At 62.4% G+C, this 21,542-nt stretch carries 20 protein-coding genes; 16 read left to right on the forward strand and 4 right to left on the reverse strand.

What is annotated here, in order from left to right; genetic code table 11:
• Window positions 1-62: 62 nt before the first annotated feature.
• Complete coding sequence (locus ACH2EI_RS08340) at window positions 63-641, reverse strand: hypothetical protein (RefSeq protein WP_395152575.1); 579 nt, start codon at window positions 639-641, stop codon at window positions 63-65.
• Between the two features lie 137 nt (window positions 642-778).
• On the opposite strand from ACH2EI_RS08340, the gene ACH2EI_RS08345 reads away from it, so the two are divergent.
• The 4 genes from ACH2EI_RS08345 (at window position 779) to ACH2EI_RS08360 (ending at window position 4,325) form a co-directional block, all read left to right on the forward strand.
• On the forward strand, window positions 779-1,267 hold the full coding sequence (locus ACH2EI_RS08345) for a molybdenum cofactor biosynthesis protein MoaE (RefSeq protein ID WP_395152574.1): 489 nt from the start codon (window positions 779-781) through the stop codon (window positions 1,265-1,267).
• Window positions 1,264-1,467, forward strand: coding sequence for a hypothetical protein (locus ACH2EI_RS08350; RefSeq protein WP_395152573.1), 204 nt, complete (start codon window positions 1,264-1,266; stop codon window positions 1,465-1,467). The genes ACH2EI_RS08345 and ACH2EI_RS08350 overlap by 4 nt, the downstream gene beginning before the upstream one ends.
• 109 nt (window positions 1,468-1,576) lie before the next feature.
• Complete coding sequence (locus ACH2EI_RS08355) at window positions 1,577-2,581, forward strand: rod shape-determining protein (protein ID WP_395152572.1); 1,005 nt, start codon at window positions 1,577-1,579, stop codon at window positions 2,579-2,581.
• A gap of 349 nt (window positions 2,582-2,930) precedes the next feature.
• Window positions 2,931-4,325 (forward strand): RNB domain-containing ribonuclease, encoded by a 1,395-nt coding sequence (locus ACH2EI_RS08360; protein ID WP_395152571.1) that lies wholly within the window; start codon window positions 2,931-2,933, stop codon window positions 4,323-4,325.
• A 104-nt stretch (window positions 4,326-4,429) separates the two neighbouring features.
• Here ACH2EI_RS08360 and ACH2EI_RS08365 read toward each other — a convergent pair whose 3' ends face one another.
• A complete protein-coding gene (locus ACH2EI_RS08365; protein ID WP_395152570.1) occupies window positions 4,430-5,788 on the reverse strand; it encodes a PQQ-dependent sugar dehydrogenase in 1,359 nt (452 codons plus the stop codon).
• On the reverse strand, window positions 5,785-6,693 hold the full coding sequence (locus ACH2EI_RS08370) for an acyl-CoA thioesterase (protein ID WP_395152569.1): 909 nt from the start codon (window positions 6,691-6,693) through the stop codon (window positions 5,785-5,787). The genes ACH2EI_RS08365 and ACH2EI_RS08370 overlap by 4 nt, the downstream gene beginning before the upstream one ends.
• 59 nt (window positions 6,694-6,752) lie before the next feature.
• Between ACH2EI_RS08370 and ACH2EI_RS08375 the strand changes: the two genes are divergently transcribed.
• Both ACH2EI_RS08375 and ACH2EI_RS08380 read left to right on the forward strand, forming a co-directional pair.
• On the forward strand, window positions 6,753-7,418 hold the full coding sequence (locus ACH2EI_RS08375; RefSeq protein ID WP_395152568.1) for a nitroreductase family protein: 666 nt from the start codon (window positions 6,753-6,755) through the stop codon (window positions 7,416-7,418).
• A gap of 64 nt (window positions 7,419-7,482) precedes the next feature.
• On the forward strand, window positions 7,483-8,070 hold the full coding sequence (locus ACH2EI_RS08380; RefSeq protein ID WP_395159693.1) for a class I SAM-dependent methyltransferase: 588 nt from the start codon (window positions 7,483-7,485) through the stop codon (window positions 8,068-8,070).
• A gap of 95 nt (window positions 8,071-8,165) precedes the next feature.
• Here the strand turns inward: ACH2EI_RS08380 and ACH2EI_RS08385 are convergent, their stop codons facing one another.
• Window positions 8,166-8,402 carry a thiamine-binding protein gene (locus tag ACH2EI_RS08385; protein WP_395152566.1) on the reverse strand — a complete coding sequence of 79 codons (237 nt, stop codon included), beginning with the start codon at window positions 8,400-8,402 and terminating at the stop codon, window positions 8,166-8,168.
• A gap of 109 nt (window positions 8,403-8,511) precedes the next feature.
• On the opposite strand from ACH2EI_RS08385, the gene ACH2EI_RS08390 reads away from it, so the two are divergent.
• From ACH2EI_RS08390 to ACH2EI_RS08435, 10 genes are all read left to right on the forward strand, one after another.
• Window positions 8,512-9,768 (forward strand): Zn-dependent hydrolase, encoded by a 1,257-nt coding sequence (locus tag ACH2EI_RS08390; RefSeq protein ID WP_395152565.1) that lies wholly within the window; start codon window positions 8,512-8,514, stop codon window positions 9,766-9,768.
• Entirely contained in the window at window positions 9,768-10,763 is a 996-nt protein-coding gene (locus ACH2EI_RS08395; protein ID WP_395152564.1) for an N-carbamoyl-D-amino-acid hydrolase, read from the forward strand. The genes ACH2EI_RS08390 and ACH2EI_RS08395 overlap by 1 nt, the downstream gene beginning before the upstream one ends.
• The gene (locus ACH2EI_RS08400) at window positions 10,760-13,390 is read left to right on the forward strand and encodes a molybdopterin-dependent oxidoreductase (protein WP_395152563.1); all 2,631 of its coding nucleotides are present in this window, start codon (window positions 10,760-10,762) and stop codon (window positions 13,388-13,390) included. Before ACH2EI_RS08395 ends, ACH2EI_RS08400 begins: the two co-directional genes overlap by 4 nt.
• Before the next feature lies 1 nt (window position 13,391).
• Entirely contained in the window at window positions 13,392-14,450 is a 1,059-nt protein-coding gene (locus ACH2EI_RS08405) for an amidohydrolase family protein (RefSeq protein ID WP_395152562.1), read from the forward strand.
• A gap of 56 nt (window positions 14,451-14,506) precedes the next feature.
• Window positions 14,507-14,866, forward strand: a complete 360-nt coding sequence (locus ACH2EI_RS08410) for a helix-turn-helix domain-containing protein (RefSeq protein ID WP_395152561.1) — start codon at window positions 14,507-14,509, stop codon at window positions 14,864-14,866.
• A gap of 53 nt (window positions 14,867-14,919) precedes the next feature.
• The gene (locus ACH2EI_RS08415) at window positions 14,920-16,734 is read left to right on the forward strand and encodes a 4Fe-4S dicluster domain-containing protein (protein ID WP_395159695.1); all 1,815 of its coding nucleotides are present in this window, start codon (window positions 14,920-14,922) and stop codon (window positions 16,732-16,734) included.
• Between the two features lie 83 nt (window positions 16,735-16,817).
• Window positions 16,818-18,038, forward strand: coding sequence for an ABC transporter permease (locus ACH2EI_RS08420; RefSeq protein ID WP_395152559.1), 1,221 nt, complete (start codon window positions 16,818-16,820; stop codon window positions 18,036-18,038).
• Entirely contained in the window at window positions 18,031-18,963 is a 933-nt protein-coding gene (locus tag ACH2EI_RS08425) for an ABC transporter permease (RefSeq protein WP_395152558.1), read from the forward strand. The genes ACH2EI_RS08420 and ACH2EI_RS08425 overlap by 8 nt, the downstream gene beginning before the upstream one ends.
• A 56-nt stretch (window positions 18,964-19,019) precedes the next feature.
• Complete coding sequence (locus tag ACH2EI_RS08430; protein WP_395152557.1) at window positions 19,020-20,087, forward strand: BMP family protein; 1,068 nt, start codon at window positions 19,020-19,022, stop codon at window positions 20,085-20,087.
• Window positions 20,088-20,139: 52 nt separating this feature from the next.
• Window positions 20,140-21,542: ABC transporter ATP-binding protein (locus tag ACH2EI_RS08435; RefSeq protein WP_395159697.1), on the forward strand; the 1,403-nt coding region annotated here is incomplete at its 3' end.

Genomic DNA, 21,542 nt, shown 5'->3' on the forward strand with positions numbered 1-21,542 from the left:
TTCGTTGACAGAGTTCGTTGACAGAGTTCGGTGACAGAGTTCGTTGACAGAGTTCGTTGCTGTCAGTCGGCAGCGAGTGCCGAGCCGACCAACGAGTCGTGGCTGACGATCAAGCGGCCATTGCTGAAACGAGCGACGATTTCTCCATTGGAGCGCACGACCACAGCGTCGCCTGCCACGTCGAGACGTGCAACGTCGCTCCAGGCAACCGAATAGGCGTACTGGTCGGTCAGGACGAGGACCTGATCGTGGAGGTCGGGCAGCACCGCTTGCGGGTCCGATGAATCGGCCGAGCGATATGCGCCAGCAGGGACATCGGCGATGGCGCTCGGAATTGCGGTTGCCTCGACCAAGCGGACCGAGCGGATCGTTTCTGCAGCGGCGATGGCCGTGTTCGCAGCGGCACGAATCGACTCACGAACCGGAGGTGAGGTTGAGGCGCTGACGGCGATGGGGGCGTCGGCTGATCCACCTGGCGTGACCGTGACGACCAGCGCGGCGATGAGAGCAACAGCAAGCGCCCCGGTGGCAAGCGCGACAAACCGATGGCCGGATCCACGATCGACTTCGACCCGTGTCGGGCCAATCTCGGATGGATGCCTCCACGTTCTTTCATGCGGGGGGAGCGGTGCGCGTTCCACGAGTTGGAGACTGTAGTGCTGAAATCGCCATGGGTGATCGCGGCTGGGGCCGATGCGGAATCGGGAATGGCCATCGCGCAACGAATGTGGAGTCAAACGTGTTGCGGCAACCTGACGATGTCACCAGGTCGGCTACGATGACCAGCGTGGATGCACCGGTGCAAGGCAACAATTGGTTCGGTCTCACCGCTCAGGAACTGCCGATTGGTGCTGCCTACGAGTGGGCTGTTCGGCCTGACTGTGGTGCTGTTGTCTTGTTCAGCGGAACAATTCGGAACCATGCCGAAGGCCGTGACGGCGTCCAGCACCTCACCTACGAGGCGTATGAGGAACAAGCAGTTGTGCGATTCGAGGCCATCGGCGACGAACTACGCGTGCGTTGGCCTGACGTCGGTCGCGTCGTGTTGTTGCACCGCACCGGCGAGTTGCAGATCGGTGAGTCGTCGGTCATTGCGATCGTTTCTTCGCCGCATCGACCGAGCGCCTTCGAGGCTGCCAGGTTTGCCATTGACGCACTGAAGGAAACAGCTCCGATTTGGAAGCACGAAGTCTGGGCCGACGGCGCCGACTGGGGCACCGGGGCACACGACATCCGCGATGCACAATCAGTCGGGAACTCTGAATGATCGTGGTCATCAGTGTGCTGGCCATCGTGGTGGTCGCCGTGATTCTCGGCCTCGCACTCCGCGGGCGAGCCGACGAGGACGGCGTCGACTCGTTTCGCCGACAAATCGATGCACTCTCGTCGGAGGCTCGCAAACCCACCGTCGATCGGGTCAAGTCGGCTGAGCGGGACGCTGATGACGACGATTCGTTGAATTCGTGACCGGTGCCGCGTCGAGGCTCCCGATTTCTGCGCTTGTCCTGAGGCAGAATGAAGCTGTCATGCAACGTCGCAGCCTTCTGAATTTCGCCCTGCTGGCCAGGTCTGCCTGATGGCACGTGACCTCGCGATCGACCTCGGCACGGCAAACACGCTCGTGTACATGAAGGGCCGCGGCATCGTGCTCAACGAGCCGTCGGTCATCGCCCTGAACCGGCAGACCGGCGAAGTGCTTGCGACTGGCCGTGAGGCGTGGCAGATGATCGGGCGTACGCCCGGTTACATCGTTGCGGTGCGTCCATTGCGCGGCGGGGCGATCACTGACTTCGAGATCACCGAGCGCATGATCCGCCTGTTGCTGCAGCGCGTCGGCGTCAGCCGATTCACTCGTCCCAAGGTCGTCATTTGTGTGCCGTCAGCGATTACCGAAGTCGAGCGCCGAGCGGTCACCGATGCTGCCCGTCGAGCAGGCGCAGCCGACGCCAACCTGATCGAACAGCCCATGGCGGCAGCTATCGGCGCTGACCTGCCGATCGACGAGCCCGTCGGCAACATGGTCATTGACATCGGCGGTGGCACCTCGGAAACCGCAGTCATCTCGCTCGGCGGCATCGTTGCGCTCGAAGCAGTGCGGGTCGGGTCGTTCGATATCGACGCCGCCATCCAGAATTATGTCCGTCGCGAACACGGCATCGCCATCGGCGAGCGGACAGCCGAAGAGATCAAGGTCGCGATCGGGTCGGCTGATCCGACGAGCGACGAGAACCAGGCCGAGGTGCGTGGGCGCGACCTCATGACCGGCCTCCCAAAAACTGTGCTCCTCACACCTGAAGAGGTGCGGTTCGCCATCGAAGACGTCATCTCGTCGATCGTCGCGTCGGTCATCCGGTGCCTGTCGAAGGCGCCGCCCGAACTGTCGCAGGACTTCCTTGTGCGTGGCATGTATCTCGTCGGCGGTGGCGGTCTGCTGCGCGGGCTCGCCGAACGGATCGAACGGGAAACCCAAGTTCCAGTGCGAATGTCGAACGTGCCACTCGAAGCAGTGGTCCTCGGCGCCGGTCATGTCATCGAGCACTACGAAGCGCTCAAAGGCATGTTCATGGGCGCTCGCCGCTAGCTCAGGCCGCATAGGAGGCCCGATCACTGCGTTCCGCCAACTCCTCGTTGCCGGAGGCAACTTCGTCGTGGCGCACCTTGTCCTCGGACCACCTGAGCGCCCTGAGGGTTGTTGAAAGACTGACGGCTGCTGGCGACCCTGCTGCTGAGTGATCCTTTGCCCTCGGGCCAAAAGTGGATATCGCGGCGGCTACTGCTGAGCGTCCTGATGTCCACGTGTCACGTTTCGGTCCGTGTCACGTTTCGGTCAGACCTGGGTGTGACAGTCCGGACTCTTCCCAGAGGTCGCCGGGCCTCCGTTCGGCTTGGATGACTGCTCCGTGTTCGTGAGTGCGTCGTATCGTGCGTGGATGCGCATGCCTTCGGAGACGCTCGCTGACTTCCGGAAAGGGTTTGCCCAACTGGAGGTCGACTTTGACGTCCCGGGTGACTATCCGCCGGAGGTCCTGGCAGCTGCAGAGGTCGCTGCCAAACGGCCACTCGGCAACGGTCAGTCGCCGCACGTCGATCGGACCGATATGCACTTCCTGACGCTTGATCCGGCGAGCAGCACTGACCTCGATCAGGCCTTCGCTATCGAGATGTCGGGCGACAGCGTCGTGCTGCACTACGCCATTGCCGATGTCGGCTGGTTTGTGCGGCCCGGCGACGCCATCGATCATGAAGCATGGAAGCGGGGCGTTACCGTCTACATGCCGCACGCTCGTGCCGGCCTCCACCCGCCGCGCATCGCAGAAGATGCCGGCAGCCTCCTTCCGGGCGGCCCGAAGCCAGCGGTCGTGTTCACGGTCAAGATCGCAGCCGATGGCGGGGTTCGACTCGACGGCGTCGAACGGTCGATGATCCGAAACCGAGCGAAACTCGCTTATTCAACGGTGACGCCTTCGGACCTTCCCGAGGCATTTCCCGAACTTGCGCGACGGTTCGAGATTGGCGAGCAGGCGCGTGGTGCCGATCGGATTCAGATGCCTGAGCAAGAAGTCGTTCGCACCGATGGTGGCTTCGCACTCCAGTTCCGGCCGCGCGACGATGCCGAAAACCAGAACGCTGCGATGTCGCTCGCCACAAACATGGCAGTCGCCGATGCGCTGTTCGCCGCCAAGACCGGGTTGTTCCGCACGATGCCGGCCGTCGACGAGAGCCGCCTTGGTCGACTGCGTCACACCGCGCGGGCATTCGGGCTGCAGTGGCCGAAGGACCAGTCACTGGCCTCGTTCAATGAATCGCTGCCCAAAGACGATCCGAAAACGTCGGCCTTCCTTCTCGCAGTTCGCCGGGCCAGCGGCGGCGCTGCGTACGAGCCGTATGACTCGAATGAGAAGCCATGGCACGCGGCTGTTGCCGCGACATACAGCCACGTCACTGCGCCGCTCCGTCGCCTGGCGGACCGCTACGTGATCGAAGCTGCGTTGGCTGTTGCCAACGGTGATGCCGTTCCCGACGAGGTCGAGCATGCGTTCACCGAACTGCCTCAAGCCATGCGCCAGGGTGACACTCGTGCAAACCGCGTCGACCGCGCTGTCATCGACCTCGCCGAGGCCATCGTGCTACAAGGCCGTGAGGGCGAAGTGTTCGATGCGGTGATCACCGACGAAGACGACCGTGGTGCTCGCATCCAGGTCTGCGATCCCGCCGTGGTTGCCCGAGTGGTGGCACGCCATGTCGATCCCGGCGATGACATCCAGGTCAAACTGGTGAGCGCCGACCCGGCCGAACGCAGCGTCGCCTTTGAGCGAGTCGGCTGACCCTCTTCCCTCTTCCCCCTTCCCCCTTCCCCCTTCCCAGGCGTCTGCGTGATGGTTGTGGTTGACATGTTGACCAAAACCATCACGCAGACAGGGCGAGCGAGTCAGGCTCGGGAGAAGCGACTCACGGTGCCAACGTTGCTGACGGCGAACAGGTCGCCTTCGCCGCCGATCGCGATCGCTGCGAGGTTCGGCTGCTGAGCCAGTTCGACAATGATCGGCGCGCCGGGTTGCGAGGTGGGGTCATATCCCCAGATGCGGCCCGAGCAGAAGTCGCCGTAGACAAACCAACCCTGCAGGTCGGCAATGCCCTCACCGCGGTAGACCACTCCACCGCTGACCGAACAGTCGCCATCATCGTGGCTGTACTCGACGATTGGAGGAGTGTGACCGTCGGCGTCCTGGTCGTCGTTGAATCGAGCAGTTCCCTCAAAGGCGCTCCACCCAAACGAGAGGCCGCGGCCAGCACCCTGGCCGTCGATCGCTGGCGCATAGTTGATCTCTTCGAGATCGCCCTGACCGACGTCGGCGATCCAGAGATCGCCGGTTGGCGTATCGAAGGAGAACTTCCACGGGTTGCGCAGACCCAACGCCCAGATGGCAGGGTCGGCTCCCTCGACACCGATGAACGGATTGTCGGCTGGGATTGTGAACGATTCGTTGCCCGACTCGCGCGGGTCGATGCGGAGGATCTTGCCGAGTCGGCTCGCCAACGCGAGCGAATTGCGCTCGGGATCATTGGCTGATCCGCCGTCACCCAGCCCGAGGTACAGGAACCCGTCGGGGCCGAAGGCGAGTTCGCCACCGTTGTGGTTGCCGAAAGGCTGCTCGACGGTCAACACTTCGCGACGGCTGCCGGGGTCGAATACTGCCGTGACCGGGTCGATGGCGTACTCGTCGACGACGGTGGTGCCATCGCCGTTGGTGTAATGCACGTAGGCGAGATCTTGAGCGGGGTGAAATGCCGCGCCGAGGAGGCCGCGCTCGCCGTCGGCTGCCGTCAGGTCGGTGATGTCGAGCATCACCTCGGCCGACAAGTCGTCGGCGGCAATGATCCGGCCGTTCTGCTCGACGACAAAGTGGCGCGGGTCGCCAACGCGGCTGAACAACTCGACAGGAGTGTCGAACGTGCCGGCATCGACCAGGGTGACGACCGGAATTGGTAGCGGGCCTGTAGCGATGGTGGTGGCCGGAGCAGTGGACAGCTCCTCTGGCGTGCCAGTCGGCAGGTCGTTGCCGCCGGAGGGTGCGAGTTCGGGGAGGGTCGTGGCGATTGACTCGTCAGCTGCGACCCCGGTGTCCTCGGACTCGGTTGATGACTCCTCGGGTTCCGGGACGGTTGCGAACGTGGCGGTCGGGTCGTTCGGAGGATTTTTCCCGGAGGACTCGGACCCACCGCCGCACGCCGCAACGGTAAGTGCAGCACCGACAACGGATGCGACGAGGATGCGTCGGTGGCTCAAGCCCGGCCCACCCGGGTGAGGCCTTCTTGCACCACGCTGATCGCAAGGCGTCCGTCGGAGGTGAAGATCGCGCCGCCAGCAAGGCCGCGCGCTGATGATGTGCTGAGCGCTGTCTGGTCATAGAGCAGCCAGTCGTCGGCGCGGAACGGGCGGTGGAACCACATGGCATGGTCGAGGCTGGCCATCTGCACGTCGCCGCTCGCCCATGACATGCCGAAGGGGAGGATCGTGGTGTCGAGCAACGTCATGTCGCTCGCGTACGTGACGATGCAGGCATGGAGCACCGGGTCGTCAGGAAGCTGGCCGTTGGTGCGCAACCAGACTTGTTGCGAGGTCGATTTCTCGCCGTTGCGACTCATTGGGTCACCGGTGACGTACCGCAGGTCGATCGGTCGGGGCTGCTCGTAGTAGTCGCCGAGCTGGTCTGCGTATGGCGCGTTGCGCGTCTTGAAATCGGGGAGTGACTCGGGCTCTGGGAGGCCGGTCGGCATCAAGAGCTGATGGTCGAGACCTGGCTCCTCATTGTGGAAGCTGGCCTGCAGGTTGAAGATCGCTCGGCCGTGCTGGATGGCCACGACACGGCGAGTGGTGAAGCTGCGGCCGTCGCGGATGCGATCGACTTCGTAGAGGATCGGTGTCGTCGGGTCGCCTGGGCGAAGAAAGTAGGCGTGGAGCGAGTGGACCATGCGGCCGGGCTCGTCAATTGTCCGCGCAGCAGCAACGAGGGCTTGACCTGCGACCTGACCGCCGAAGACCCGTTGACGATCTTCATCAGTCGACGCACCCCGGAATATGTTCACCTCGATCACCTCGAGGTCGAGCAGCTTGACGAGATTGTCCAACGCCGCCTGATTGCCTGGCGTCGGCTCGGCTGGATAGTGGGGGCTTTCGCTGTCAGCGGTCATGCCCGACCAATGTTGCCACGGTTCGGGCCCGAATTGGTCGCCCGTTCTAGGGTCATTGCATGTCACAGCTTGATTTGTCGTCCGACCAGTTGCTCTCCACCACCCGTGCGGTGCGTAAACGCCTCGATTTTGATCGCCCGGTCGATGACGATCTGATTCGTGAGTGCGTGGCAATGGCGATGCAATCCCCGTCCGGTTCGAACACGATGACGATGCAGTTCGTTGTGGTCACCGACCCGGCAAAACGGGCTGCGATCGGTGAGATCTACGGCAAGTGCTTCGATATCTACCGCACTATGGACGGTGTGTACGCAGGATCGCTGCAACGCGAAACGGCGGAGGGTCAGGCGCAGCAAGACCGCGTGACCGACTCAGCTGAGTACCTCGCAGCTCATATGGCCGACGCCCCGGCGTTGGTGATTGCCTGCACGAAGACTGGCCGGCTGGACGGTGTACCTGCAATGTCGGCAGCCTCATCGATGGGCAACGTACTGCCGGCAATGTGGAGCTTCATGTTGGCGGCACGCGCCCGCGGGCTCGGTACATGCTGGACCACTGTCGGGTTGATGATGGAAGAGCAGATCGCCGATGTTGTCGGGATCCCGTTTGACTCGGTGCAGCAAGCCGTTCTCAGTCCGCTCGCCTACACGAAGGGGACGGACTTCAAGACAGCGATGCGGCCCGACCCCGACACGATCATCCACTGGAACACTTGGTCGAGCTGAACGATTGACTGTCGCCATGCTGTCTGAGGGCCGTCGTTCGCTTGCGCTTTCCACCAGAGGCTTCATGCCGGCTGAAGAGGGAGATGCGCTGTGGGAAGCTGCGCGCGCTGCGACTGCGGCGATGCCTGGGATGCCGATGCTCGAACTTGGCTCGTATTGTGGCCGATCAACGGTGTGGCTCGGCGATGTGGCCGAGGGTGCAGGCATCTTGCTGTTTGCACTCGACCATCACCGCGGCTCTGAAGAGAACCAGGCCGGCTGGGACCACCACGACATTGAGGTTGTCGATGAGCGCATTGGAAAGATGGACACGCTGCCGTTTTTCCGGGCGACGATTCATGACGCCGGCCTCGAAGGCTCCGTCGTGGGATTGGTTGGGCGTTCGCCGACGATCGGCGCGACATGGACCACTCCGCTGAGCTTTCTTTTTATCGATGGCGGACACGGTGAAGAACCGGCACGGCTCGACTACGAACGTTGGACGCCCCATGTTGCCGTGGGTGGCACGTTGGCGATCCACGACGTGTTCCCAGATCCGGCCGACGGAGGCCGACCGCCTTACGAGCAAATTTATCTGCCCGCCTTGGCGTCAGATCGCTTCGAAGAACGCGCAGCCACTGGATCGCTGCGCATCCTGACACGTACCAGCTGACGGTCATTTCAGCGACGTGGCCAGAGCGTGGCGCAGCGGTTTGTCGCACTTTGGTCTGACCTGGGTGTGACATTGGTGTGACAGGTCAGAGCGGCTCAGGTGGTTTCGATGCGTAGCTGCATTGCGGTGGCACCGTTGGAGAATCCGGCCCGGATCATCTCGGCGATGGCACCTGCCAGCACGTCGATGTCGCCCTGGATTTCAGTGGCAAACGGGCCCATGTCGGGCACGAGGCCAGCGGCGGTTGCAGCTTCGATGACGGCTGACACGTGCGGGCCGGGATCATTCTCGCGAAATGGCTCCACGAGGACTTCGAGATGTGCGTTTGCCATGCTGGGAGATTACTCGCCCTGCTCCGTGCGCCATGTCGGAACGGTGAATGCACAATGAACCCGAGCGATCCTTGACGTTTTGTAAAGCATTTTTGTTATTGTCGGAAGAGTGAACAACAGCGCGTCTCGAGAATTGTCGATTGACCCCAAGCGATTGGTGGCGCGCATCGAGGCACTCGGCGAGATCGGTGCGATTCCGGGAACGACCGGGTGTGCCCGGCTCGCGTTGACCGACGAAGACCTGAGCGGCCGCGACCTGGTCGTTACCTGGATGCGTGATCTCGGCCTTGACATCACGATCGACGGCATCGGCAACGTGATCGCGACGATGCCCGGGTTCGCGGCTGGCACCCCACCGGTGATGACCGGTTCACACATCGACACGGTTGGAACAGGCGGTAAGTACGACGGCAACCTCGGGGTACTCGCCGGCCTCGAAGTCATCGAAACAGTCATTGCGGCCGGCCTCGAACTCGACCGGCCACTCGCCGTCGGGTTCTTCACCAACGAAGAGGGCGCCCGTTTCCAGCCGGACATGCTGGGCAGCCTGGTGTACGTCGGCGGTCTGTCGCTCGAAGACGCGCTGCTCATCCAAGACCGTGACGGTGCCGTTGTCGGCAAAGAACTTGACCGAATCGGCTACTCGGGTCCGGCACCTCTTCCCGGGCCCACGCCGCATGCGTTTGTTGAACTCCACATCGAGCAGGGACCGGTCCTCGAAGACGAAGACATCACGATTGGCGTCGTCGAGGGTGTGCAGGGCATCTCCTGGACCGAGCTGACGTTGAACGGACAATCGTGTCACGCCGGCACGACGCCGATGCGTCTCCGCCACGACCCCGCCTACGTCGCATCAAAGATTGTGACCTTCGTACGCGATCTGACGGGCGAATTCGGTGAACCGCAGGTCGGCACGGTCGGGGCAATTGACCTCATCCCGAATCTCGTCAACGTCGTGCCGTCGGTGGCCACGATGACCGTTGACCTCCGAAACACCAACGAAGAAGTGTTGCAGCTGGCCGAGACCAAGTTTCGCGGCTTCGTCGCCCAGGCAGCTGAGCGCGAGGGCGTCGGTGTGCAGACCCGCACACTCGCCCGCTTCGAGCCGGTCGACTTCGACCCACGTGTCATCGATATCGTCGAGCAGTCCGCTGAGGCGGCTGGGCTCACGCATCGTCGGATGCCCTCAGGAGCCGGTCACGATGCTCAAATGTTCGCTCGGGTGTGCCCGACGGCGATGATCTTCACCAAGAGCGTCAATGGCATCAGCCACAACGTCACGGAATACACCGAACCAGCGGACCTCGAAGCGGGCACCAACGTGCTGCTCCGAACGATGCTCGCCCTTGCAGAAACAGACTTCTGATGCCCCGCTATCTCAATGTCGGCGCTGCCCAACTTGGCCCTATTGCCCGCGACGAACCGCGTGCGACGGTCGTTTCGCGCCTGATCGACTTGCTGCAGCAAGGCGCTGTGGCCGGCTGCGAGTTGGTGGTCTTTCCCGAGTTGGCGCTCACGACCTTCTTCCCGCGCTGGTACCTCGATGAGGGGGACGCGTCGAACATCTCGGGCGACACGACCGAGCTCGACTCGTACTACGAGCGCTCGATGCCGGGCCCGGAAACGCAGCCGCTGTTCGACGAGGCCAAGCGACTCGGTGTCGGTTTCAGCCTCGGGTTCGCCGAACTCACCGAGCCTGACGATGACGGTGTGGTCCATCGTTTCAACACGACGATCCTGGTCGAACGCGATGGCACGATCGTCGGTCGGTTCCGCAAGGTCCACATCCCTGGCCATGAAGCGCACGAGCCGTGGCGCCAGTTTCAGCATCTGGAGCGGCGGTACTTCGAAGAGTCCAACGAGGGCTTTCCGGTCTTCGAAGCGTTCGACGGTGTCGTCGGCATGGCCACCTGTAACGACCGGCGTTGGCCCGAGACCTACCGCGTCATGGGATTGCAGGGCGTCGAGCTGGTGATGATCGGCTACAACACGCCGATGTTCTATGCCCCTGACCCTACGCAGAACGCGCTCGCCGGGTTCCACAACCATCTGGTGATGCAGGCTGGCGCGTACCAGAACGGCACGTGGGTCGTCGGTGTTGCCAAAGGCGGCATTGAAGAGGGTGTCGAGTCGCTCGCTCAGTCGGCGATCATTGCGCCATCTGGCCAGATCGTTGCGCAGGCCGTGACGATCGGCGACGAACTGGTCACCGCCCGGTGCGACCTCGACTGGTGCAAGCAATACAAAGAGACATTGTTCGACTTCGAGCGCTACCGACGCCCAGAGGTCTACACACGAATCACGGCACAGAAGGGTGCAATTGCGCCCGGCTCGACGAAGCAAGACGGAGTTATCTCATGAGCAAATTTGTCCTCAACGGCGAGCAGGTCACGGCCCGCGACGACCACCCGCATTTGTTGGCGGCACTCCGCGATGAACTCGGTATCACGTCGGCGAAAGACGGGTGCTCCCCGACGGGCCAGTGCGGTTGCTGCACCGTGCTCATAGGCGGCAAGGCGCGTGTCTCGTGCCAGACATCGATGGAGAAGATCGACGGAGGAGAAGTCACGACGCTCGAAGGGTTCGACCCGGCAGAGGTGCAGCGGATGGCCGATGCATTCGCTGCATGCGGCGCCCTGCAGTGCGGCTTCTGCACACCGGGCATCGTTGTCCGAACGAAGGCACTGATCGACAAGAACGGTGCCGACCTGACTCGCGAGCAGGCATCGCGCCACCTGGGTGCCCATCTCTGCCGCTGCACCGGCTACATCAAGGTCCTCGACGCCGTCGAAGCATTGGCCCAGGACAACATTCCTGTTGTGGTCCAGCCGCGTGGCGTTGGATCACGCGGCATCAAGTACGAAGGCCGCGAGCTGTCGATCGGCATTCGCGACTTCATCGACGACATGAACCCGGAGGGCTGTCTCCACGGGGCACTCCGTCTGGCCGATCACGCCCGCGCTGACATCACGTCGATCGACGCATCAGCGGCACTTGCCGTCGATGGTGTGCGCGGTGTCTTCACGGCTGCAGACATCCCTGGTGTGAAGCGCGTCGGAATCATTCACAAGGACTGGCCGATCATGATTCCGGTCGGTGGACGCACCTCCTACCTCGGTGATGTGCTTGCAGTCGTCGTTGCCGACACTCGACAAATCGCGCGTGCCGCCGCCGAACTCGTGGCGGTCGAATACGAAGTGCACGAACCAATGGTCGATCCGGTCCGCGTGATCAACTCGTCCGAGCCGGCAGTGTGGGAGCTTGACGGAAACATCCTGTCGACGTCCACGTACACCCGCGGCGACGCCGACGCCGCCCTCGCATCGTCGTCGTTCACTGTGTCGGAGACCTTCCAGACACAACGCATCGAGCATGCATTCCTCGAACCAGAATCGACGCTCGCTGTGCCGACGCGAGTCGGCGCGGGTGCGGGCGTGGGCGAGGGTGAACCGGGTCTGTACGTGTACTCCGGTGGCCAGGGAATCTGGGACGATCGCAATGACATCGCCGCGATGCTCGACATTGACACCAGCCGTGTGACGACCGAACTTGTCTCCAACGGCGGCGCGTTCGGTGGCAAGGAAGACATGTCGAACCAGGCGCACACGGCGCTCGCGGCATGGCATCTCGAAGCGCCGGTCAAGATCACGCTGTCGCGCGAAGAGTCGCTGCTGATGCACCCGAAGCGCCACCCGATTCGTATGCAGTACGACGCCGGTTGCGATGCTGATGGCAAGCTCACAGCCATCAAGGTTCGCATGATTGGCGACTCCGGTCCGTACGCATCAGTGGGCATGAAGGTGCTCGAACGGGCGGCCGGTCACGCAACCGGTCCGTACGCCGTGGGCAACGTCGACGTCGAAGCCATCGCAGCTCGCACCAATAACTCGGTGTGCGGAGCATTCCGCGGGTTCGGTGCCAACCAAGCGCAGTTCGCGATGGAGGGCGTGCTTGATCGGTTGGCTGAGCAGGTCGGCATCTCCGGTTGGGAGATCCGCGACCGCAACGTCGTGATGCCCGGCGACACGTGGGGCCCCGGCCAAGTCATGGACGACGGTTGCAAGGGCGCACGTCAGTGCCTCGACGCTGTCAAGCCTGCGTACGACGCTGCTGTCGCTGCTGGTAAGTCGGTCGGCCTGGGCCTCGGGTTGAAGAACTCTGGCCTCGGCAACGGCTTCAAGGAGATCGCTAAGGCTGTCGTGCACTTCCGAGCAGACGGCCGTGTCGAGATCCGTCACTGCTGGACCGAGATGGGCCAGGGCATCCACACCGTTGTCATGCAGGTTGCCATCGAGGAACTCGGCATCGAAGCGGAGCAGATCGACGTGATCGTCGACTCGACACGCGAGCTCGGTGCCGGTCAGACCACGGGCAGCCGAGGCACCCTGATGGGCGCTGGCTCGGTCAAGGCGGCTTGCGAAGCAGCCATCGCTGGCGGTCGCGAAGTCGGTGTCGACTACGAGGGAGAATACCGAGTCGACTGGACCAGCTCACTTGGTGAGATTGCCGCTGCGAAGGCAGCTGGTAAACCGATCGAGAACCCGATTATCCACTCTACGTTCGGTTACGCGGCGCAGGTCGTCGTGCTCGCCGAGGATGGAACGGTGGAAAACATTACGGCCGCACACGACGTTGGTCGTGCCGTCAACCCGATGCTCTGCGAAGGCCAGATCGAAGGCTCCGTGCACATGGGTCTGGGCTACGCGATGACCGAAGGATTCCCTTGTGACGAGACTGGCCGTCCGACCAACACGACGCTGAAGTCACTCGACATCATCCGGCCGAAAGATATGCCGACCGTCGATGTGATTCTGGTCGAAGCGGCTCAGCCCAACTCGCCTTACGGCATTAAGGGCGTTGGTGAAATCGGGCTCGTGCCGACAGCTGGCGCTGTGGCTGCTGCGCTCCGTCAGCACTCCGGTACGTGGCACAACGAGCTCCCGATGATCAATGAAAGTAACCGCGAGCGCGCAAGCGCCTGGACCTGAGATGAGCCAGTCACGGGGGAGCACGTCCGGCCTCGTCTGCGCGCATCACCACCTCTACTCGTCGCTCGCGCGGGGTATGCCCGCCCCGCCGGCGACGCCATCGAACTTCCTCGGGATTCTCGAGAACGTTTGGTGGCGGCTCGACATGGCGCTCGATCTCGACATGATCGAATGGTCGGCAAAACTCGGTGCACTCGAAGCACTCGAAGCGGGCACGACGGCGATCATTGACCATCACGAATCACCGAACGCCATCGAAGGATCGCTGTCGGTCATCGCCGAAGCCGTTAACGAGGTCGGGGTGCGGATCAACACGTGCTATGGCGTCACCGACCGGCATGGCGTCGAAGGCGCCGCGCTCGGGTTGGCCGAGAACGACCGGTACCTCCAGGAGTTTGTGACACCCGGAGATGGCATGCGCAAGGGAATGGTCGGGGTGCACGCCGCGTTCACGTGTTCCGACGACTCGCTTGCGGCGGCCGCTGCGTTGGCAGACAAGCACGGCGTCGGTGTGCACATTCACGTGGCCGAGGGGCCGGACGACATCGGTGTTGAGGATCGCATTCGCGAACTCACGCGTGACAATTGGATGCTGATCCACGGCGTCCATCTGCCCGACGATCACGGCTTGCGTGGAACGATTGTGCACAATCCTCGGTCGAACATGAACAACTCGGTCGGGTACGCCAACCCGTCCCGGTTCAGCAACCCGACCGCGCTCGGAACCGACGGGATCGGAGCCGACATGCTCGCTGAGTTCCAATTGGCGTACGTCAAACATCGCGATCACGATGTCAAGGCAAGCCCGGATGCGGCCTGGTCGTGGCTGCAGGGGGGCTGGGAGCTCTTCCCCGAGGCACAGAACGATCGAGTCACCTGGTCATACGGGACGATCGAGCCGTGGCACGTCGCGTTCACCCCGACGATTCGTGCGATTGACGTCGACATCGATGGTGAGCCGGCCTTACGGGATGGTGTCGCGACCCGCGTTGACGCCGACGAGATTCGTGCCAAAGCCTCGGAGCAGGCCGTCCGCCTGCATGCCGCGCTCGAAGCCTGAATCGACAGTCGTGCGCGTTGGCGCCGTGTCATGATCAACGCTCTACGATCTTCCACGTGGTCGACCCGCACCCGCTGATCGCTGCGTTGCAGCCGCTCATCGATGCCATGGGCGCGCAGTCCGTTCGGCCCAGTGATGTCGAGGGCTCTGATGTGCCGCTGGTCTGGGGTGACGATGTCGTCGGCGGCGCCCGGCTCCCGCCGATTCACGGCTCGCTCGATCGAATCATTGCCCGTGTCGAAGCAGAGATGCAGAGACCGCTCCCGACGCTCAGCCGGCCCGAGAAGCAGCAGGCAATCAGGCGTCTTGATGAGCTCGGGGCCTTCGTGTTGCGGCGCGCAGTCGAGGATGTGTCTGAGGCTGTCGGGATCAGTCGGATCACCGTGTACAGCTATCTCAATGCACTGCACCGATGATCAGGCTGTTCAGAACATTGCACTCAGGTCTTTACAGTTTGTAAAGTGCTGACATGGCTCATGATGCACCGCCGCTCACACCGATGTCGCTGAGCATGCTGCTCGGCCGAATCGGCCACGAATGGGAGACGCGCAAACGCATCTTCGACCTGCCGACGGCGCGCTTCTGGAAGCCCGATCCTGACGTCGATCTGTCGTTCGAGTTTCTCGGACGACCGGCAGCAACGCCGGTCGGACCGGCTGCGGGACCACACAGCCAGATGGCCCAGAACATCGTGTTGTCGTGGCTTGGCGGTTCGCGTCTCTTTGAGTTAAAGACCGTCCAGGTGCTCGACGAACTTGAGATTGCACGACCCTGCATCGACATGCAGACGGTCGGCTACAACATCGAGTGGAGCCAGGAATTATTGATCGCACAGAGTGTGGAGGAGTACACCAAGGCGTGGATGATTATCGAGATCCTCCGTCACTGGGAACCGCTCCGTGAATACGTCGGACACCCCGAGACGGGCGACGCAGGTCCGCACGTTTTCGACATGTCGGTCGGCTACGACCTCGCTGGGATCCAAACACCGAAGGTCGCCGGGTTCATCGACGCGATGCGCGATGCGACAGCCGAAATCGAACGCCTCCGCCCTGAGATAGCTGCCGATCCAAGTGGCGTGTTCGCCCAGTTCGTCGACCTCGAATTCTCTCCGACGATTTCTGACACGGTCACTCTGTCGACCTTCCACGGTTGCCCGCCGGATGAGATCGAGCAAATCACCAAGCATCTCATTGACGCTCACGACCTCGACATGATCGTGAAGCTCAACCCAACGCTGCTCGGCCCGGATCGCGTCGACGAGATCGTGCACGGTGAACTCGGCTACGCCGACGTCAAGCTCGTGCCGAAGGCATTCGAAGAGGACCTCCAACTCGAACGGGCAATCTCGTTGATTGGCGAACTCAATACCTACGCGAAAGATCGTGGTCACCGGTTCGGTATCAAACTGACCAACACGCTCGTCGTCGACAACCACAAACAGTGGATGCCCGACCAGACGATGTACCTCTCCGGTCCGCCGTTGCACGTGCTGGCCACAGCGGTACTCGACATGCTGGCCGATGCCCTGCCCGGCCAACTGATGATCCCTGGCCACGACGGCGACATCATGGTCAGCTTCTCCGCTGGTATTGACAAGGAGAATCTGGCCGACGCCGTGGCCATGGGGGTTCGTCCGGCAAGTGTGTGCTCCGACTTGCTCAAGCCCGGCGGCTACGGGCGTCTCGCTCCGATGCTCAAGGCGCTGACGGGCGCAGTGGTGCAAAGTGGCGCAACGGACCTCGACGGGTTCCGTCGAGTAGCACTCGCAGCAGCACGCGAGGCCGGTCACCGGGACACGGCTGCCGAGCACCTTGTCGATGTGCTCGGTGCGTCGAAAGGCAAATACGAGTTGGCAGGCAACGAAAAGTTGCCGCGAGAAGTCGAGCACGACCTCGAGATGTGGGGATGTGTGGCATGCAACTTCTGTGTCACGGTCTGTCCAAACGATGCCTTCTTCAAGCTGCCGACGCCGAAGGCCGAGGCCGACCCGGACGGAATTTTCGCCGACATCGAGGGTCGTCAGCAGTACCTCGTGTTCAGCGAACTCTGCAATGAGTGCGGCAACTGTCTGACGTTTTGCCCGGAGAATGGCGACCCGGCCGAGATCAAGCCGCGCCTATATCTCGACTCGGAGCGATTCGATGCCGCCAATGGACCGAGGTTCTTGCTGGGTTCTGACGGCGCAGTCACAGCATCTGCGGGCGGCGGTGCCGACGAGCATCTGCCGACCCTGATTGCGCTCCTGAACGCAGCCGAAGGGCTGCCTGTGCGACTCGACTGAGCTGCACCAAATCGAGGTTTTCATCGCGCCTTTGACGTTTTGTTAATCTTCCCGAAACGCAAAGTGAGTTAACTGGGGGCCGATTGAACACCAAGCACGACGAACGCGCCTCAGGCAGCGCTCGAGACGAACCAATATCGAGCGGACGTACTGCAGCTTCGCTGCTGGCGCCGCTCGTCGGCCTTGCTGTTCCTGCGGGAGCCGTGGTTGTTGCGCTGTCACTCGGCGCCGTGATGTTGCTTGCGCTTGGAGCCAACCCGATCACCGGTTACGCGGCGTTGATCGACGGCGCTTTCGGCGGGTGGGACGAACTTGCCGACACGTCAATCAAGGCGATGCCGCTGCTGCTGGTCGGCGTTGGCATCTGCATTGCGTTCAGGGCCGGCGTCATCAACATCGGCGGCGAAGGCCAGATCATCGCCGGAGCCATCGCCTCGACGGTGGTTGCGCTCGCGCTGCCTGACCTGCCGCGCATCATGCTCGTTCCGCTCGTGCTCGTCGGTGGAGCAGTCGGCGGCGGCATCTGGGGTGCGATCCCCGGAGCGCTCAAGGCGTATGCCGGCGTGAACGAGATCCTCTCCACGATCATGATGAACCTTGTCGCGGCGCAGTTTCTGAGCTTCTTGCTGCAGGACCTGCTGACCGACAAGGCGTCGGGCGCGATCAAGATTCAGCAGACCGAACGTCTGACCGAAAACGCTGACCTCCCGCTGCTACCCGGTGGGACCCGCCTGCATCTCGGTGTTCTCATCGCAATTTTGATCGCGGTACTTGGCTACGTCTTGTTGTTCCGTTCGGCGCTCGGCGTCCGCCTTCGTGCGGTCGGCCATAACGCCAACGCCTCGCGCTATGCAGGCATGCCGGTCAAGAAGAGCATTGTTCAGGCCCTTGCGTTCTCGGGAGCGTGTGCCGGCGTGGCGGGTGCGGTGCTGGTCTTCGGCTCCGAGTCGCACCGTCTGATTGCGGAAGGTGGCGCATCGGGGTTCACGCAGAGCGCCGGCTTCAACGGCATCGTCGCAGCGCTGTTCGGCGGCCTCTCGCCGCTTGCAGTGATCCCGGCGTCGTTCTTCTTCGGCGGGATGCTCACAGGCGGCATTGCACTCCAGCAGGAATTGCAGGTTCCGGCTGCTCTGATCGTGGCACTCAACGGGATCGTCGTGTTGTTCGTTGTCGCCAGCCTCAAGCTGAAGACTCGCCTCCGGGCGTGGGCCGAAGCGGTGGGCAGCGAGGGTTCCGGCGGCACCGCATCACCGCCACCTGAACCCGCACGTGGACCGGCAGGGCGGGAGGCATCCGATGGGTGATTTCTTCACGGTCTCGGTGCTCGTCGCCACGCTTGCCTCGGGCATCCGATTGGGCACCCCGTTCCTGCTCGCTGGCCTTGGCGAAACGATCGGCCAACGTAGCGGTGTGCTCAACCTCGGTGTCGAAGGCGTCATGTTGCTCGGTGCGTTCTCGGCGTACTACGTCACCCTCGAAACAGGCAGCGCCGTCTACGGAATCTTCGGTGCGATCGTTGTCGGTCTCATCATGGGACTGGTCTACGCGTTCATCACGCTGGTCATGCACGCCCAGCAGGGCATCAGCGGCATTGGCATGTATCTGTTTGGCCTCGGGTTCACGGATCTGCTCTTTCAGAAAAACGTCGGTACCCCGAAGCCGATCCGCGGCTTGGGCGAGGTCAACATTCCGCTGCTCAGCGACATCCCGAAGGTCGGCGAGATCTTCTTCCAGCACAGCTTGCCGGTGTACTTCGCTTTCGCCCTCGTACCCCTCGTCTGGTTCATGATCAACAAGACCACGTTCGGTCTGAACATCCGTGCCGTCGGCGAAACGCCGGAGGCCGCGGACACGCTCGGGGTGAGCGTCAACATGACTCGCCTCGCCACCATGTTGATTGGAAGCACTATGGCCTCGCTCGCAGGTGCAGCACTCGCGCTCGAGGTCGGAATTTTCCAGCAGAACCTGACATCGGGTCAGGGCTTCATTGCCATTGCACTCGTCTACTTCGGTGCATGGCGTTCGTACGGCGTGATGCTGGGCGCGCTGCTCTTTGGCATCGTGCAGGCCACAGTGTTGCAATTGAAGACGCTCGGCATCGTCGAAGGAGCCAATTCCAGCCTGTTGGCGATGGCGCCCGCAGTCTTGACCATCGTCGTGCTCGTGATCGTGAGTCGCCGGGTGGCCGCACCTGGGGCGCTCACCCGACCATTCGACCGTTCGGCGTGACAAATACGTCGCTCACGCAAAAACACCAATTTCATTACAACAATAAGGGGAGCACCATGAAAGCAACATCAACCAGAGTCATCGCATCAGCGGTGACTGCACTCGCACTCGTCGCTGCAAGCTGTGGTGGAAGTGATGACGTCGCCGACGAGCCCGTCGCTGAGGCGCCAGCGGAGACTGATGCCGCCGCCGTCGAGCCGACGGACGAGCCTGCTGCTGAGACCGCAGAACCTATGAAGATCGGTCTTGTTGCTCCGAGCGCCGTCAACGACGTCGCGTGGACCCAGGCAATGTTCGACTCGCTCAATCGCGTTGCCGAAGGCCGTGACATCGAGATCGCGGTCACCGACGGCACGTTTGTTGTCGAGGATGCCGCAGCGGCGATTCGCGGGTATGCCGAGGACGGTTTCGATCTGGTGATTGCGCATGGCACTCAATACGGAGGTCCGCTCCAGGAGATCGCGACCGATTTCCCGGACGTGTCGTTCATGCTTGGCACGTCGAGCGACTTCTTTGGAATCGACAACATCTTTGCCTATTCCGTCGACGCGGGTGAAGCGGGCTATGTCAATGGTGTCGTGGCCGCACAGCTCACCGAATCGAACAACATTGGTGTGGTCGGCCCGGTACCAGCGGGTGACGCCAAGCTCTACATCGACGGCTTCGTTGTCGGCGTCGCCGCACAGAACCCTGATGTGAAAGTCAACGTCAACTACATCGACTCCTTCAGTGATGTGCTGCTCGCATCCGAAGCAGCCAAGGCACTCGTTGGTGCCGGTGCCGATGTGTTGACTGGCTCCGCACAGATGGTCGTCGGTGCGACCGGTGTCGCCGTCGAGGAGGGTGTGCCGTGGCTCGGGTCCCAATCGAACCAGACCGGCCTCGGTGAAGATGTCGTTGTTGGATCATTCGTGTACCACTGGGAGCAGCTCCTCAACGACGTGCTCGACAAGATCCAAGCTGGCACCCTCGGTGGCGAAGCACTGTCGATCTCGGTGGCTGACGGTGGGCTCGAACTTGAGTTCAACGACGCCTTCCCGCTCGATGCTGCGATCAAGGCCAGCGCTGAGGCAACCGTCGCTGGTATCAGCGACGGCACCATCGAGGTCCCGGTCAGCGAGTGACCTGAACACGAGTACGAATACCGAGCACTGAAATCTGACCTGGGAGCACTCGATGACCACACCAATGTTGCAGATGACCGGAATCACCAAACGATTCCCTGGCGTTGTCGCGAACGATGGTGTCGATCTGACGGTGCTCCCCGGCCAGGTGCACACGCTCCTCGGCGAGAACGGCGCCGGCAAGAGCACCCTGATGAAGATCCTCTACGGGCTGTACACGCCTGATGAGGGAACGATCGAACTCAACGGATCGCCGGTCACGATCACCTCGCCGACCGACGCGATCCGTCAGGGGATCGGGATGATCCACCAGCACTTCATGCTGGTGCCGACCCTGACGGTTGCTGAGAACGTGGCGCTCGGACTCGGTGGCAAACGAGGCATGGCCAAGATGGGCCCCGTCAAGAAACGACTCGCCGAAGTATCTGAACGGTACGGCCTGCACGTCGACCCCGATGCGCTGATCTGGCAGCTCGCCGTCGGCGAACGTCAGCGGGCCGAGATCCTCAAGGCGCTGTACCGCGATGCCGAACTCCTCGTCCTTGATGAGCCGACGGCGGTCCTCACGCCACCTGAAGTGAAGGACCTTTTCGTCACGTTGCGCCAGATGCAAGACGATGGCAAAGGCTTGATCTTCATCTCGCACAAGCTGCACGAGGTGATGGATCTCTCCGACGAGATCACCGTGCTCCGCAACGGCAAAGTGTCTGGCCACACCCGCCCGAGCGAGTCATCGCGTGAGCAGCTCGCCGAGCTGATGGTCGGCCGGCCTGTCGAACTCACTCGAAACGTGCCTCCGCAAGAAGTCGGCAAACCTCAGCTGACAGTTGATGACCTCGACGTCGTCGGCGACCGCGGTAACCTTGCGGTGAAGAACCTTTCGATCCGCGTGCACGCAGGTGAAATCGTCGGTATTGCCGGCGTGTCCGGCAACGGCCAACGCGAACTCGCCGAAGCGATCTTCGGTTTGCGGCCGATTGCCCGTGGTGGGGTGAACATCTCCGGCGACTGGGTGCAATCGCCGAGCCCGAGCAAGGTACGCGCCAAGGGCCTCTCGTACGTGCCAGAAGAGCGCATGCGCGACGGCGCGATCGGCGAGTTCACCGTCGCCGAGAACATGATGCTCGTCGACTACAAGACTCATCCGTACACGAAGAACGGCCTCCTGAATCGGTCAGCGATTGCAGAGCGATGCGAAGGCCTCACCGCCGAATATCGCGTCAAGACACCGAACATCGACACGCCGACCAAGAACCTGTCGGGTGGCAACATCCAGAAGGTCGTCATCGCCCGCGAGTTCAGCTGCGACGCAGACGTCCTGGTCGTTGCTCAGCCGACGCGCGGTGTCGACATCGGTGCTGCCGAGTACATCCACGAACGGCTGCTGCAACAGCGTGCCGCAGGTGCCGCGATCCTGCTGATCTCCGAAGACCTCGACGAGGTCATGGAGCTATC

The organism is Ilumatobacter sp., assembly GCF_041688325.1.
In the GTDB taxonomy this organism is placed as follows: Bacteria; Actinomycetota; Acidimicrobiia; order Acidimicrobiales; family Ilumatobacteraceae; genus Ilumatobacter_A.